The sequence below is a fragment of the Intrasporangium sp. genome (genome assembly GCF_039812505.1).
Classification (GTDB): Bacteria; Actinomycetota; Actinomycetes; order Actinomycetales; family Dermatophilaceae; genus Intrasporangium_A.
Window position 1 is genome coordinate 1 of the sequence record NZ_JBDIAQ010000034.1, and the last position, 14,228, is coordinate 14,228.

Annotated in this window: 11 protein-coding genes; 5 read left to right on the plus strand and 6 right to left on the minus strand. The window is 74.0% G+C overall.

Annotation, left to right across the window (positions count from 1 at the left end; all coding sequences use genetic code 11):
* Nucleotides 1–90: 90 nt before the first annotated feature.
* The gene (locus WMI84_RS06790; RefSeq protein WP_347351565.1) at nt 91–1,173 is read left to right on the plus strand and encodes a tellurite resistance/C4-dicarboxylate transporter family protein; all 1,083 of its coding nucleotides are present in this window, start codon (nt 91–93) and stop codon (nt 1,171–1,173) included.
* Nucleotides 1,174–1,224: 51 nt separating this feature from the next.
* Here WMI84_RS06790 and WMI84_RS06795 read toward each other — a convergent pair whose 3' ends face one another.
* The gene (locus WMI84_RS06795; RefSeq protein ID WP_347351567.1) at nt 1,225–1,680 is read right to left on the minus strand and encodes a pyridoxamine 5'-phosphate oxidase family protein; all 456 of its coding nucleotides are present in this window, start codon (nt 1,678–1,680) and stop codon (nt 1,225–1,227) included.
* A gap of 206 nt (nt 1,681–1,886) precedes the next feature.
* Here WMI84_RS06795 and WMI84_RS06800 point away from each other — a divergent pair, with 206 nt between their 5' ends.
* From WMI84_RS06800 to panC, 3 genes are all read left to right on the plus strand, one after another.
* Nucleotides 1,887–2,762 (plus strand): DUF2520 domain-containing protein, encoded by an 876-nt coding sequence (locus WMI84_RS06800; RefSeq protein ID WP_347351569.1) that lies wholly within the window; start codon nt 1,887–1,889, stop codon nt 2,760–2,762.
* Nucleotides 2,763–2,898: 136 nt separating this feature from the next.
* Nucleotides 2,899–3,741 carry a 3-methyl-2-oxobutanoate hydroxymethyltransferase gene (gene panB / locus WMI84_RS06805; protein ID WP_347351571.1) on the plus strand — a complete coding sequence of 281 codons (843 nt, stop codon included), beginning with the start codon at nt 2,899–2,901 and terminating at the stop codon, nt 3,739–3,741.
* Complete coding sequence (panC, locus tag WMI84_RS06810; protein WP_347351573.1) at nt 3,741–4,607, plus strand: pantoate--beta-alanine ligase; 867 nt, start codon at nt 3,741–3,743, stop codon at nt 4,605–4,607. Before panB ends, panC begins: the two co-directional genes overlap by 1 nt.
* A 73-nt stretch (nt 4,608–4,680) precedes the next feature.
* Here panC and WMI84_RS06815 read toward each other — a convergent pair whose 3' ends face one another.
* Entirely contained in the window at nt 4,681–6,111 is a 1,431-nt protein-coding gene (locus tag WMI84_RS06815) for a hypothetical protein (protein ID WP_347351574.1), read from the minus strand.
* Between the two features lie 10 nt (nt 6,112–6,121).
* The gene (locus WMI84_RS06820) at nt 6,122–6,946 is read right to left on the minus strand and encodes a calcium-binding protein (protein ID WP_347351576.1); all 825 of its coding nucleotides are present in this window, start codon (nt 6,944–6,946) and stop codon (nt 6,122–6,124) included.
* A 152-nt stretch (nt 6,947–7,098) separates the two neighbouring features.
* Here WMI84_RS06820 and WMI84_RS06825 point away from each other — a divergent pair, with 152 nt between their 5' ends.
* A complete protein-coding gene (locus tag WMI84_RS06825; RefSeq protein ID WP_347351577.1) occupies nt 7,099–10,044 on the plus strand; it encodes an AAA family ATPase in 2,946 nt (981 codons plus the stop codon).
* Between the two features lie 40 nt (nt 10,045–10,084).
* Here the strand turns inward: WMI84_RS06825 and WMI84_RS06830 are convergent, their stop codons facing one another.
* The 3 genes from WMI84_RS06830 to WMI84_RS06840 form a co-directional block, all read right to left on the minus strand.
* Nucleotides 10,085–11,209: a glycosyltransferase gene (locus WMI84_RS06830; protein WP_347351579.1), complete on the minus strand. Its 1,125-nt coding sequence runs from the start codon at nt 11,207–11,209 to the stop codon at nt 10,085–10,087.
* A 417-nt stretch (nt 11,210–11,626) separates the two neighbouring features.
* Nucleotides 11,627–11,839, minus strand: a complete 213-nt coding sequence (locus WMI84_RS06835) for an SDR family oxidoreductase (protein WP_347351581.1) — start codon at nt 11,837–11,839, stop codon at nt 11,627–11,629.
* A gap of 94 nt (nt 11,840–11,933) precedes the next feature.
* Nucleotides 11,934–14,096, minus strand: a complete 2,163-nt coding sequence (locus tag WMI84_RS06840; protein WP_347351582.1) for a DEAD/DEAH box helicase — start codon at nt 14,094–14,096, stop codon at nt 11,934–11,936.
* Nucleotides 14,097–14,228: the final 132 nt, after the last annotated feature.

Genomic DNA, 14,228 nt, shown 5'->3' on the forward strand with positions numbered 1-14,228 from the left:
CGCACCGCCCACGCCGAGCGCACCGGCGCACTCGCCCCCGTGGGTTCGCTATCGTTCCTCCAAGCGCTGCAGCCCGACGGTAGGAGCCGGATGACCATCAAGGAACGCGGCCTGCGCACGGGCGACCGCACGGGTCGGGTCGGCCCCCTGGTGGAGGGGCTCACCCCGGGGTACTACGCGCTCGTCATGGCCTGCGGGATCGTCTCGTTGGGGCTGCAGCTCGTCGGTCAGGACGCGCTGTCGGCGGCGCTGTTCGGGGTGTGCATCATCGCCTACGCGGTGCTGTGCGTGCTCAACCTGTGGCGCTTCATCGGCTACCGGCACGCGATGGCCAGCGACTTCCGCGCACCGCGGCGGGCCTTCGGCTTCTTCACCTTCGTCGCCGGGACCAACGTGCTCGGCGCGCGGGCCGCGGCGGAGGAGTGGTACACGGTGACCATCGTCCTGCTGCTGGTCGCGGCAGTGGTGTGGCTGGTCCTGGGCTACGTGATCCCATGGAGTGCGGTGCTGAGCCAGGACCACCGTCCGGTGGTCGAGCTGGCGAACGGCACGTGGTTCATCTGGGTCGTCGCGAGCCAGTCGGTCGCGGTCTCGGCGGCCACGCTCGAGGTCGTCTTCAGCGATGCGCGGCACTATCTGGCGGTCCTCGCCGTGCTCTCGTGGTCGATCGGGGTGTTCCTCTATGCCGCGTCGGCCATCATCGTCTCGCTGCGGATCATGCTCTACGACCTCGACCCGAAGGAGTTCGACCCGCCGTACTGGGTCTCGATGGGCGCCATCGCCATCACCGTCGTGGCCGGGGCGCGCATCGTCGAGATGCAGTCGGCCCCGATGGTCGACGCGACCCGGGGGCTGATCGCCGGCCTGTCGGTCGTGTTCTGGGCGTTCGCGACCTGGCTCATCCCGGTGCTCATCGCCGCCGGCGTCTGGCGGCACTACGTGCGCAAGGTGCCGCTGCGCTACGAGGCGACCCTGTGGAGCATGATCTTCCCGCTGGGCATGTACAGCGTCGCCTGCATCACCCTGGGTCGGGCGGACCACCTGCCGATCGTCGAGTGGATCGGCACCCACTGGCTGTGGGTCGCGCTCGCCGCCTGGTTGATCGTGTTCGTCGCGATGGTGCGCGGGCTGGCGAGGGCGCTCTTCGGGCGCCCCCGCCCGTTGGCCCGCTGAGCGGCATACCGGCCATCGGGTATGCCGCTCACCGGGGTGCGGTGCGTCCGCTCACTCCGGCACCGCGTCGACCCGCGCGTGCAGCCACGGGCGTGACAGGTCGAACCGGCGACCGGAGATCTCCTCGACCCTGACCCCGATGACCACGTACTTCGGGGTGCCGACCCAGGGCCGCAGCGGCAGCCGCTCGGCGACATACGCGTCCTGGCCGTCGAGCACGTGGGCACTGCCACGGACGACCACGCTCGTCGCGTGCTCGCCGGTGATCTCGTCGGTCTCGAAGGCGACGTCGTCGTTCATCGTCACACCGAACACCTTGCTGCCCTCGGTCGTGAGGAAGACCAGCCGGTCGTCGTCGACGGCGTAGTTGATCGGCACGATGTGGACCTCGCCGATCAGGTGGAAGGCGAGACGCCCGAACTCGTGCGTCCGGAGGAACTCCCACGACTCCTCGGGGTGGAGGACGTGGACCGGGTCGTCCGTGTACTCGTACTGGTACTCCGACATGGTGGCCACCTGCTCTCTCTCACTGGCCTTGCACTACACAGTGTAGTAGCCAAGGATCGTAGGGGCCACGATCTCGCTGCGTGAGGCTGGTCGCACGGAGCTGCGGCATGCCGCGCGGCCCTGCGGTTCCCCCTCGTCGTCGGGACATCCCCGCGCTGCGTGAGTACGCTCGGACCGACCGCTGAGCCCGGGGAGAGGACGGCACGGTGTCCGCATCCGGCCCCACCCGCCGTGCAACCGGCCTGCCCTCGGTGGTGATCGTCGGACCCGGTCGGGCCGGAGGCTCGATCGCCCGCTCGCTCCTGTCGGCCGGGGTGAGGATCCCGGCGCTGGCGACCCGAACCGGCCGGGCGCATCCGGTGGCGGATGCACTCGGCCTGCCGACATGCGCTGTGGGCGAGGCTTTGGGGCTGGCCGAGGTCGTCGTGCTCGCGGTCCCCGACGACACGGTGTCGGGGGTGGCCCGGGGGCTCGCCGACGTGGCGATGTCCGCGTCGACCGGGGCGCCCGACCGGCGTGCTCGGCCCGTGGTGGCGCACCTGAGCGGTGCGCTGGGCCTGGACCCGCTGCGACCGATTGCGCTCGCCGGGCTCCCGACGGCTGCCTGGCACGTGCTGCAGGCCTTTCCCTCGCCCGACACGGGGGTGCGGGCCGGGGTGGTGCATGCCGTGACCGCCGGGACCCCCGCGGCCAGGACAACCCTGGCCCGGCTCGTGGCCGCCCTCGGCGGGCGCCTGCTCGACCTGGCGGATGCCGACCGGGCCCGGTACCACGCGGCCGCCGTGCTCGCCGCGAACGGCACTGCCGGGGTGATCATCGCGGCGAGCCGGCTCCTGCAGGCGTGCGGCCTGGGGAGCGACGCCGCCCTCGCGGCCCTCGACCCGCTCGTCGACTCGGCACGCGAGGCGGTCGCGCGCGAGGGCATACCGGGGGGCCTGACGGGGCCATGGGTGCGCGGTGACCGGGGCACCGTCGAGCGCCACCGTGCCGCGCTTGCCGGCGAGGCCGAGTTGCTCGAGCTCTACGACGCCCTGGCGCGGGTCGTCGGTGGGGCCGTGACGACACCGGACGGCGAGCGGTGAGTGCGTGCGACCCCGCCGACAGCGGTCGTCGGCCGATGCCGAGTGGGATGATGGAGCACACCTCGGGCGACCGCGGGCATGCCGCCGTGTTCGCGCCCGAGGACCCGCCCGCCGCGCGACACCCGGAGGTGCACGCATGAGGACCACACTGCAACAGCTCACCAAGCGGGTCGCGGCAGGGGAACGCCTGGTCATGGTCACCTGCTACGACTACACGTCGGCCCGGCTGGTCGACCGCTCGCAGGTCGACCTGGTCCTCGTCGGCGACTCCCTGGGCATGGTCATGCTCGGCCACGAGTCGACGGTGCCGGTGACCCTGGACGACATGGTGCGCGCGGCCGCCTCGGTGGTCCGCGGGTCGACCCGGCCGCTGGTCGTCGGCGACCTGCCGTTCCTCAGTTATACGACGCCGGCCCAGGCGCTGGCCGCCTCACATCGGCTGCTCGCCGAGGCCGGCGTGCAGTCGGTCAAGCTGGAGGGCGGCACGGCGGTGGCCCCCCAGGTGCAGGCTCTCGTGGGCGCCGGCGTGCCGGTGATGGGCCACATCGGCTTCACTCCCCAGTCGGTCAACCAGATCGGGATGCGGGTGCAGGGTCGCGAGGCCGGCGCCGCGGTGCGCCTCGTCCAGGATGCGCTCGCGCTGGAGGCGGCCGGCGCGTGGGCCGTCGTGCTGGAGCTCGTCCCCGAGCAGCTGGCCGCGGAGGTGACGGCCCGGTTGTCGGTGCCCACGATCGGCATCGGCGCCGGGGCCGGCTGTGACGGGCAGGTGCAGGTCTGGCACGACATGCTCGGCCTGTACGAGGACTTCGTGCCGCGGCACACGCGGCGGTTCCGGTCGCTGGGCGCCGAGGTCGTCGCCGGGCTCGACGAGTATGCCGCCGCGGTGCGGGCCGGCGAGTTCCCGACGAGCGAGAACACCAGCCGGATGGAAGCCGACGTGCTGGCCCAGGTCCGGTCCCGGCTGGCGGACGGGTCGTGATGCAGGTCGCCCACCGCCGCGAGGACGTCCGCGTGATGCGGGCAGGCCTGGGCACGGTCGCGCTCGTCCCGACGATGGGCTTCCTGCACGACGGCCACCTCTCCCTCGTCGAGCTCGCCCGCCGGCACCATGACGCGGTGGCGGTGTCCGTCTTCGTCAACCCGACCCAGTTCGGGCCCGGGGAGGACCTCGACTCGTACCCTCGCGACCTCGACCACGACCTGGGCCTGCTCGAGCAGGCCGGCGTCGACCTGGTCTGGGTGCCGGAGGTGGCCGACGTCTACCCCGTCGGGTCGTCGACGCGCGTACGGGTCGAGGGGCCGCTGACCGCGGTGCTGGAGGGGGGGCGCCGGCCGGGCCACTTCGACGGCGTCGCGACGGTCGTGACGATCCTGCTCGGCGCCATCAGGCCGGACGCGCTCGTGATCGGCGCCAAGGACGCCCAGCAGGTGGTCGTCCTGCGCCAGGTCGTGCGCGACCTCGCGATCGGCGTGCAGGTCGTGGTCGGGCCGACGTGGCGCGAGCCGGACGGGCTGGCGATGAGCAGCCGGAACGTCTACCTGACACCGGTGCAACGGGCGGCGGCCCCGGTCCTGCGCCGGTCGCTCACCGAGGTCGAGCAGCGGTATGCCGCCGGGGAGCGTGACGCCGAGACGCTGCGATCGCTCGTGCGCAGCGGAGTGGCGACGCAGTCGGAGGGGTCGCTCGAGTACGTGTCGGTGGCCGACCCCGTCACCTTGGCCGAGCTGGACCGGATCGGGCCCGCGGGCGCGCTCGTCTCGCTGGCCGCGGACTTCGGCCGGGCGCGGCTGCTCGACAACGTGACCCTCCCCGGTGCGGGCCGGGCCCCGGCGACAGTCCGGTAGTTGCCATGCGGAGGGCAGCCGCGTCGACGGGCGGGCGCCGCCGTGGTCTGCGGCCGGGGTTGCCCGGGGGTGCTCAGGCTGGTGGCGCGGCCGCGGCGGAGGCGGGCTGGTTGGCGGGGGCGGCACCGGTTCGGCTGAGGATGGCGGCAGCCGTGCCGGCGATGACGCGTGGGGTGAACAGGGTCGATGGTGGGGCGGTGAGGTGGCTGACGCGTAGGAAGGTGCGGGCCAGGTCCGGGTCGTGGACGGCGGCGGTCATGACGGCCCGCAGGTACCGGTTGAGCAGCCGGGTGGCCAGCGGGGCGGGGTCGGTGGCGCCGGGTAGTTCCCGGTCGCGGCCGACCACGAGCGTCCAGGGGGTGTCGATGTGGGTGGCGGCGCGGCGGAAGAAGCGGGGGGCCAGCTGGTGGCGGCCGGCGCGCAGGCAGGTGCGCAGCTCGAGCGCCTCCAGGGCGGCCACGGTCATGCCTTGTCCGTAGGCGGGGTCGAACGCGCAGAGCGCGTCGCCGGTGACGAGCAGGCCTTCGGGAAAGCTGGTGAGCCGTTCGTAGCGGCGGCGGACGTTGGCCGGGAACCGGTAGGTGTGCCCGTCGTCGATCGGGTCCAGACCGCGCAGGGTGGCCCCGAGCGGGCCGGGGCAGCTGTCGGCGTAGGCGAGGAAGCCGGGCAGGTCGGTCGGTGGCCGGTCGCCGTGGTAGCCGGTCAGCCCGGCGACCCACCGGTCGCCTTCCTGGGCCAGCAGCAGCCCGGCGCGGGGGATGGCCGATCCGACCGGCTCGATCAGGGCGACCTGTCCGGAGAGGTGTTCGGGGCGGCGGCGGAACTGGCGGGTGGCGTAGCAGACGTCGATGCGCACGTGTTCCTCGGGTGGGGCCAGGTAGCCGCGGCGTTGGAGCTGTTCGGGGGTGCGGGAGGTGCGTCCGGATGCGTCGAGGACCAGGTCGGCCGCCAGTACGGTGCTCGGTCCGGGATGGTCGGGTCGGGTGAGCCGGACGCCGGTGACCCGCATCGCGCCGGGTGCCGAGTCGGGTGCGCAGTCCAGGTCGAGCACGCTGGTGCGGTCGCGGATCTGCACGTTGGGCAGCGCGGCGACCTGTTGGCGGACCTGCCACTCGAGCAGGGGCCGGGAGACGGCCAGGGCCAGCAGCCCGCTGGTGCCGGCGGCCAGCGGGTGTCCGTCGACGTAGAAGCGGGCCTGGCTCTGGAAGTCGCCGAGCAGGGCGCCGCGGGTCACCAGCTGCTCGGTCAGCCCGGGCAGCAGCTCCTCGATGACCTCCCGGCCCCGGGCGAGCAGCCCGTGGACCTGACGGCCGTGCGGCACCCCGGGCCGGGCGGTCGGTTCGGGCGGCAGCTCGTCCCGGTCCAGCAGGACCACCTGGGTGTAGTGCTCGGCCAGGACGCGGGCGGCCAGCAGCCCGGCGATGCTGGCGCCGATCACGACCGCTCGCCTGGGCGTGGCGGCCGGCGTTGTCGTGGTGGCGGGCGTGGGTGCAGGGGAGGTCATCGTGGGCTCCTCAGCCGGCCGGGGCCAGGATCGCGCCGACGGTGCCCTTGACGGCGCGCAGCGGCACGGTGCGGAAGGCGGGGTGGCGCTCGGTCAGGTCGGCGACCTGGGCGGTGCCCGACTCGGGGGCGGGGCAGAACACCTTCTCGACGTCGCGCTGGCGTACGGTGACGACCGGCACGTCGTTGACCTCGAACCGGACCAGGAACTGGAAGCCGAGCCGCTGGCCGGCTGGGACCGGGACCAGCTCGCAGCTGAACTGGGGGTGCCCGTCGATGTCGACGCGGGGGATCAGCCGGGCCTGGCCGGTGCGGTGGCGCCGGGTGGGCTGGCGGTACCGCTCGAGCTTGAGCGAGCCGTCGGGGTTGGTGACGAACGGGGCGAAGACCATCGTGTCGTAGCCCTCCTGCCCCAGGAACGCGTCGCTGCCGTCGCCGGGTGCCCAGATGTTGACGTCGTCGCCGGCCTCACCCACCAGCACGTCGCTGTTGGGCGCGGCGAACCGTTCCGGCCCGCCGACCAGGATGTCGCTGTCGGACCCGCCGAGCAGGGTGTCGCCGCCGAGGTTGCCGACCAGTAGGTCGGGCCCGCCCCGGCCGATCAGCACGTCGGTGTTGTCCATGTGCTGTTTGGCGGTCACGCCCGGCGGCTGGATGAACGGGTTGGCGGCGTTGTCGTTGTCGAGCCCGAGGTGCACGTCCGGGCCGGGGGTGCCCGGCTCGGCGACGGCGGACGCGCTGGGCGCGCTCACGGTCGTGGTGGCGGCCAGGGCGCTCAGGGCGCCCAGGACGGCCAGTGTGGTGATGGTGGCGGTGCGGGCGGTGTGTCGGTGCATCGGTGGGTCCTCTCGGGACGGTTGGTGGTGTTGGAACGCTACGAACCGGGTCGGGGCCGGCACATCGGGCAGGCACCTCAGATCCGGGCCCGGGCGCCTTAGCCGGGGACAACCCGGGTGACGGGACCGGCCGGTTCGGGTCATGCTTGGGGATGCCCGAGCGGGAACCGGCCGCGCTGGTCGGACGCGAGGAGAGCCTCGCGCTGCTGGTCTCGGCGCTGGCCGAGGCGGGCCGCGGCCATCCGGTGGTGCTGCTGCTGGCCGGGGAGATGGGGATCGGCAAGACCCGTCTGGTGCACGAGCTGGCCCGCTCCGGGCCGGTGACGGTCCTTTCCGGGGCGTGCCTGCCGATGGCCGGTGACCCGGTGCCGTTCGCGCCGCTGGTGCAGGGGCTGCGCCGGCTGGGCGGGCACGGCGCGGTACGCCAGCAGCTGGCCCGGTCGCCGGCCCTGGCCCGACTGCTGCCCGCCGGGTCGGGCGCTGCCGGGCCAGGCTCGGACGAACCGGCCGGCAGCCTCGAGCCCTCCCGGCTCGAGTTGTTCCAGGCGGTGCTGGACCTGCTGGGCCGGCTGGGTGCGGCCGGGCCGGTGGTGCACGTCGTGGAGGACCTGCACTGGGCCGACGCGGGCACCCTGGACCTGCTGCGCTACCTGGTGGGCAACCTGAGCAGCGAGCGGGTGCTGCTGCTGGTCACCTACCGGCCCGACCAGCTGCCGGCCGGTAGCGGGCCGGCGGGCTGGGTCGCGCAGGTGGCCCGGCTGGCCGGGACCCGCCGGGTGCACCTGGACCGGCTGGGCCGGGATGACACGTCCCGGCTGGTGCGGTCGCTGACCGGCGCGCAGCCCGACCCGGAGGTGCTCGAGTCGGTGTTCGAGCGGTCGGCGGGCAACCCGTTGTTCGTCGAGCACCTGGTGTTGGCGGGGCCGGCGCCCGGGCCGCTGCCGGCCACCCTGGGTGACCTGCTGGCCGACCGGGTCGCGGCGCTGCCGCGGGCCACCGGCCGGCTGCTGGGCGCGGTGGCCGTGCTGGGCCGCCCGGTCGGTGTCGAGGTCCTCGCGGGCACCCTCGGCCGGCCCGTGGCCAAGGTCGAGGCGGCGCTTCGGCCCGCCCTGGACCAGCACGTGCTGCGCCTCGACGAGGACCGGGTCCAGGTGGCGCACCCGGGGTTCGTCGAGGTGGTGTATGCCGCATTGCTGCCCTCCGAGCGGACCCGGCTGCACCGGGGCGCCGCCCTCGCGCTGGAGACCGAACAGGCGGCCGTCACCGGGACGTCCGACGATCCGGTGCCGGCGGGGGAGCTGGCCCGGCACTGGTTTCACGCCGGGGACCTGCCGCGCGCCCTGCCGGCGGCCGTGGCGGCCGGGCAGGCCGCCGAGCAGATCTGCGCCCACGGCGACGCGCAGGCCCAGTTCGCCCGGGCGGCCGAGCTGGCCCAGGCCCTGCCGGGCAGCCACGATCCGGTCGGGCTGCTGGCCCGGGCGGCGCAGGCCGCGTCACTGGCCGGCGATCACGCGGCGGCGATCCGACTCGGGCAGGACGCGCTGGCACGGGCCACCGGCCGGCAGGTGCGGGCCGAGATCAGCGAGCGGCTCGGCACCTCCCACTACCTGGCCGGGCGCGGTGCCGAGGCAGAGCGCTGGTATCGGGCCGCGCTCGAGCTGCTTGGCCAGGACGAGCCCGGCGAGCTGTCCGCCCGGGTGTACGCCAGCCTGGCGCTGTGCGCCGCGGCATGGTCGCGCCTGGATGAGGCGCAGGAGTGGGGCACCCGCGGGCTGGCCGCGGCACAGGCTGCCGGGGCCCGGCGCGAGCAAGGACGGTTGCACAACGCGCTCGGCCTGGTCGCCTCCGGTCAGGGCCGCCACGAAGCCGGGATCGGGCACCTGCGCCAGGCGTTGGCCATGGCGTTGTGCTCCGGCCCGCCCGGGGACGCGGCCACCGCCTACATCAACCTGAGCCACGTGCTGGGCCTGGCCGGCCGGTACGAGCAGGTCATCGCGACCGGCCGGCAGGGCATCGAGGTGCTGACCCGGTTGGGCCTGTCCCGGCAGGGCGGCAGCCTGCTGGCGGCCAACACCTGCGAGGCGTTGCTGACCACCGGGCGGCTGCCCGAGGCCGGCGAGCTGTTCGAGCAGGTCATGGGCCTGCACCCACGCGGGATCACCGCGGCGCCGATGCTGATCCAGGGCGCCCGGCTGGCGTTGGTCACCGGCGACCTGACCCAGGCCTGGCAGCGCTGTGAGCAGGCCAGGTCGCTGATCGAGGCCGAGCCCGCACCGCCCGATGCGTGGCTGCGCGAGACCTACGAGGTGGCCGCGGCCGTGGAGCTGTGGGCCGGCCGGCCGGCCGCCGCCCACGAGCTGGTGCAGGACGGGCTGGCCCTGCTCGCCGACACCGACGAGCAGCGCTTCGCCGCGGTCCTGGCCGCCCTGGGCGTGCGGGCGCTGGCCGACCAGGGCGAGACCCAGCGGGGCGCGGCCGCACGGCGCGCCCTGGCGCGGGGTCTGGCCCCGCTGCAGCAGGTCGCCGCGGTCTGCCACGGCCGCGCCGAGGACGTTGCCCTGGGCGCCTGGTTCGCCGCCGAACAGGCCCGGCTGCTCGGCCCCGGCCAGCCCCCGCTGTGGGCCGCCGCCCGCACCGAGTGGGAGCGGCTGGGCCAGCCGGTGCCGGCCCTGTACGCCGCCTGGCGCGAGGCCGAGGCCCGCCTGGACGCCGGCGCCGACGCGGCCGGGATCGCCACGCTGCGGGCCGCGCACACCCAGGCGATCCGGCTCGGCGCCTCACTGATTCGCGACGAGCTGGCCCGGCTCGCCCGCTGGCACCACCTCGACCTGCCTGCCCCGACCCAGCCCGCCCACCCCGAGACAGGCGCAGACGGCCCACCCCCCGAGGCGGCGCTGACCGACTACCGGCTGACCCCACGTGAACTCGAGGTGCTGGCCGGGCTCGCTGCCGGGCACACCAACCGGGAGATCGCCCAAGCCCTGTTCATCAGCGTCAAGACCGCCAGCGTGCACGTGTCCAACATCATCCGCAAGCTCGACGTCACCGGCCGGCAGGAAGCCGCCCGCGTCGCCCACCGGCTCGGCCTGCACGAGTAGGACCACGCGCAGGCACATCCTGAAGACGGCGGGCCGCCGGTCAGGCCTGTAGGTGTGCCCAGACGGTGTCGGCGTCCGGCATCCGGGTGATCTGCTCGCGCAGGTGCCCTGCCCGGGTCCGGTAGCCCGGCTCGCCGGTCACTCGTGCGAGGGCGGCGCGGATCGTGTCGATGGCGTAGTCCTGCGGGGCGACGATCACCCCGGCCCCGGCTCGGGCCAGCAACGCGGCGTTCTGCGGCTGGTCGGTGCCGCGCGGGAGCGCAACCTGCGGCACGCCGTGCACGAGGGCTCCGAGCATCGTGCCGGACCCGCAGTGCGAGACCAGCAGCTCGGCCCGTTCGAGCAGGTGGGTCTGGGGGACGAACTGGGCCAGCACGACGTTCGCCGGTACCGGCCCGAGCTCGTGCCGTCGCAACGCCCGGCCGGTCGCTGCGACCACGGTGCCGTCGTAGTCCGCCAGCGCCGCCAGGGCGGTGGCCAGATCCGTCGTGTCGTTCTTGACGGTGCCCAGCGTGAAGTAGGCAAGCGGCGCTGTCTTGCGTAGGGCGGCAGCGACCCGGGGCGGGAGCGGGCCGGGTTCGCCGGCGGTGGGGCGCAGCGGCACGGCTCGCGGCCACGGGCGCGGGCCGTCCGGTTGCAGCGCGGGCGGGCAGATGTCGAGGGCCTGCTCGGCCGCGACGAGGCCCCACAGTCCCGCCTCGCCGATCGCGTCCCCGACCGGGCCGATGAGCTCGGCGTAGGAGGGGAACATCGGCCCGAACCCGTGCACCACGGCGGGCACCGTAAGACGACGGCTCAGCAGCGGCCCGGCCATCTCGAGGACCTCGTGGACCACCAGGTCGGGATGCCACTGCCGTGCCATGACGCTCAGGTCGGTCAGCCGGGCCAGGGCCGGGGCGCCGAACAACGCGACCGCCCCGGCCAGCATCTTGCCCTCCTCGGAGCCGGCCGGGTCCGCCCAGATGGCCTCGTGCACCGACCAGGACGCCGCCCAGGGTGGCCCGACCGGGTGAGCCGGCACGCCCCGGGTGGCCAACGCGTCGACCAGGTCCGGCCCGGTGGCCACCCGCACCTGGTGCCCAGCGCGGGAGGCTGCCCGTATCAGCGGCAGCATCGGCAGCAGGTGCCCGTACGCCGGGCAGGAGGTGAACAGCACCCGAGCCATGCCCTCCAGCGTGCCAACGCCACCGCCCGCGGTCCAGTGTCTTGGTGCCGTCCCCGGCTTGGGCGACCGGGCCGCGCGCTCGGGAAACCTTGAGGTGCGTGGTGATGCACCCGGCCGGCGAGCGGCAGCCCGGAGCTGGTGGGGATCTGCCACCTCGTGGTCACTGGCTCGCCGCTCAACTCCGGTTCCACGATCCGCCCAACATCCCCGTCGGGACCCCGCAACAGGACCGGATGGTCTCCCTCAGGGCCATCCTTGCGGGGGACACTGTCGAACGGACCAGCGACGAGCAGCGGATCATCTTCTGCTCGGTCGGGCTCGCCGGAACCGACGTCTACCTGCTCGACCGACTCCTGCACCAGCCAGCCCACCCGCGGGTCCCCGGCGGGCCGCCGGCCCGACTCGGCCAGCCTCCGATCACACGCGCGGGATGGCCAGCACGCCGGCGATGCCGCCCTCGACAGGGACGGTGACGCCGTTTACGTAGCCGGAGTAGTCGCTCACGAGGAAGGCGGCGACGCGGGCGATGTCCTCGGTGGTGCCCAGCCGGCCCGAGGGGATCTGCGAGAAGTAGTCCTCGTCGCTGCCGGGGAACGAGTCGAGCCACTGCCGGAACGGGGCGGTGTCCATCGACCCTTGTCCCTCAGGTCGAACTGCACTCCGGCCCTTTCGGTGTGCGCCGGTCCGCGAGAGGTCGCGTGGTCGCGGCCGCGGGACGGGCTGGTCAGTCTTCCCCGAGGGCGCGCCGGAGCAGCTCGACCAGGGCGTCGCGCTGCAGCGAGTCGCTGGCGGCGACCTCGAGGTCGCTCCCGTCCAGGGCGCGGGCCGCGAGGCCCTGTTTGGCGTCGATCAGCTCGGCGATCTTCGAGTCGATCGTGCCGGCGGCCAGGATGCGCCACGCGGTGACCGGCTCGTCCTGGCCGATCCGGTGGACCCGGTCGATCGCCTGCTGCTGCTCGGCCGCGGTCCAGGACAGCTCGGCGAGCACGACGTTGGACGAGGCGTGCAGGTTCAGCCCGACCCCGGCGGCCAGCAGCGAGCACACCGCCACCGAGACCTCGGGGTCGTTCTGGAAGGCGTCGACCGCGGCCTGGCGGCGGGTGGTGGTCTGGTCGCCGCGGACCGAGACGGTGCGCAGGCCGGCCTCCTGCAGCACCTGCTCGGCCTCGTCCATGACGTCGATGTGCTTGGCGAAGAACACCACCTTGCCGACCGAGTGGGACAGCTGGGCGGCATAGTCGGCGGCGAGGCTCGCCTTGCCCTGGCCGATCCGGCGTACGAGGGTGAACACGTTGTCGCCCTTGGCGGCCTTGTCGCCCGAGCCGGCCTTGAGCTCGGTGACGGCCACCCGCCGCATGAGCCCGAGGTCGGGCTCGCCGTCGACCTCCGTGCCCGCACCCTCGGCCAGCAGGGCACGGTAACGCCGGGCGAGGCGGGCTCCGACGGCGCGCTCGGCCGTCCGGATCGAGCGGCCGGCCTCGCCGTCGAGCTCGACGGTGATGTCGGCGATCCGCTTGTCGGGCAGGTCGCTCGCGACGTCGACCTTGCGCCGGCGCACGATGCCCATGTCGATGACGACCTGCCGGGCCTCGGGGTAGAAGTCGCGGTCGGCCGGGGTGAGCCCGGTCGCGTCGAGCTGCCGCAGGATCGGGGCGGTCGGCTTGCCGTCCCTGATCCAGCCGAGGAAGCGCCAGATGGCCCCGAAGTCCTTGATGTCGTTGATCAGCGGGGTGCCGGTGAGGGCGAGCAGGAGCGGGTCGCCGCCGGGTGTGCCCTCGCGGACGTGGTCGGCCAGGGCGAGCACCTGGCGGGACCGCTGGGACTGGCGGTTCTTGATGAAGTGGGCCTCGTCGACGACCATCGAGTGGAAGCCGAACGTGGACAGCCAGGCGAAGTGCCGGTCGAGGATCGCGTAGTTGACCACGAACACGTCGGCGAACGCGTCGACGTCCTCGCCGTCGCCGGTGATCACCGTGACCCGTCGCTGGGGGGTCCACAGCGCCACCTCGCGCGCCCAGTTGATCTTCACCACGTTCGGGACGACCGCGAGCATCGGGTACGCGTTCGCGACCGAGGCGGCCATGACCGACTGTGCCGTCTTGCCGAGCCCCGGCTCGTCGGCGAGCAGGAAGGTGCGATGTCCCTCGAGGACCGCCTGCAGGAGCCGGGCCTGGTGGACCATGAGCCGGCGCCCCGGAGGGGAGAACCGGTCGATCGCCGGCTTGGGCGGCAGCTCCATCGAGGCTGCGCCACCACCCGAGCCCTGCTCGAACGCACGGTAGAGCGGCTCGAGCAGCTCCCAGCGGGCCAGGTTCTGCGGCAGGTAGCTGTCGCGGGTCGCCCGCCCGACGTCCGGCACCAGGAAGGGGTGGGCGCGGGCGCGGATCGGCACCGACTGCGGCACGACCTGCTTGGCCGCCAGCTCCGGGGGCAGCACGAGCGCGGCCGGCTCGGGTCGGGAGATCACCAGCTCCTCGGGGGAGAGCTCGGCGCCCGACTCGACCAGCCAGTCCCGGCGCATCTGCTGGGCGGCCAGGCTCGGCTTGGCGTCGGGGTCGAGCAGCCCGAGCAGGCTGGTGTCCCGTGCCGCGATCTGCGCCAGGATCGAGGCGATGCCGTCGAGCCGTTTGAGCAGCTCCTCGCGCACGGCGGGCGGGGTGGTCGTATCGGCCCTGACGCGGGCGCGTTCGGCCCGCATGAGCAGGGCGATGACCTGGAACCGGGTCCGGTTGGTGGGCGTCGCCCGCCCCTTGGAGGTCACCCGCGCCTCGACCTCGCGTACGCGCCGCGCGAGGATCGGGATGATCGGGGCGGCCTCGGCACGACGGTGCTCACCCGTGGGCTGGACCGGACGGTCGGCGGTCCGGTGGCGCAGTCGCGTTGGCATGTTCCTCTTCGTGATGCGGTGGCGACGAGGATCGAGATCCTGCCCTGCGCCACGACACGGATCGCAAGGTCCCCGAGCCGACAGCCCAAGGCGGGCGTCCCGGAGAACACCCCGGAGCCCCGACCCTGGACC